Raw genomic sequence first — 972 nt, forward strand, 5'->3', positions numbered from 1 at the left:
CTTCCGCTTTTGATTGTCGCAAATAGTGCCTTAAATCGTTGGAGCTTTGAAGATATATTGTCTACCTATGATTTAACTGAGACCGCGTTAATCCAGCATCTTGCCAAATTAGATCGCCTAAAGTTGATCGAGTTGTTGCCTGGAAATCGCATAAAGTTATTAGTTGATAGAAACTTCAGTTGGCAAAAGAACGGCCCTATACAGCGGTTTTTCGAAGAAATTCTAGTGAATGAGTTCTTTAACTATAGGTTTGATGAGCCCAGTGACAAACGACAGTTTGTGGTGGGGATGCTCTCTAAAGCCTCTAACCTGATCTTTCAGAGAAAGTTGGATCAACTTGCAGAGGAATTTCATCGCTTACATGTAGAGGATGAAAAGTTGCCTGTTAAAGAGCGATTCGGTACTAGTGTTGTCACAGGTATGCGTCGATGGGAGCCTTTGGCTTTTGAGAAGATGCGCAGAAAAAAGGATCTGCGAAAGTTTTAGTATTGATGGGGTAGTTTGAGGTGTGGGCTGATCTATGAAAACCGAGTTCATAGATCAGCATTGGTTTCGTTTTTTAGGGTGTTTTATGAACGCTTTGATTGAAGCTTTCGTGATAACACCGCCGCGATGAGCAGCAATAACATCATCCAGGGGCTAGATGAGCCTCCACCAGAGCTCGGGTAAGCGCGGGTGTTGTTGAAAGCTGGTTGATGGGCATCTTTACGATGGTCTCTTACCGGCTGGCTTGCGCGTTGTTGTTTAGCCTGCAATTCTTTCTTTACGCGTTTGGCGTTATCTCTTGAAATGTTAAGCTGCTTGAATACCTCTTCTCTCACAACAATCATCGAAGTGTAGTCGGTGACTAAACCATATTGTTTGGCAATGTCGATGATGGCTTGTTTGGCATCTGCATCTTCGCCTAGATAGTCAATTTTATTCTGCAATGCTTCAATGCTCGCGAACGCCCATAACCTTTCTATCTCAGGG

At 43.4% G+C, this 972-nt stretch carries 2 pseudogenes; one reads left to right on the forward strand and one right to left on the reverse strand.

What is annotated here, in order from left to right:
• Positions 1-486, forward strand: a pseudogene (locus A3757_RS26055) (XRE family transcriptional regulator); the annotation flags it as partial.
• Positions 487-569: 83 nt separating this feature from the next.
• On the opposite strand, the pseudogene A3757_RS26060 reads toward A3757_RS26055, so the two are convergent.
• Positions 570-972: pseudogene (locus tag A3757_RS26060) on the reverse strand (hypothetical protein); the annotation flags it as partial.

This window comes from Oleiphilus sp. HI0117 (genome assembly GCF_001635235.1).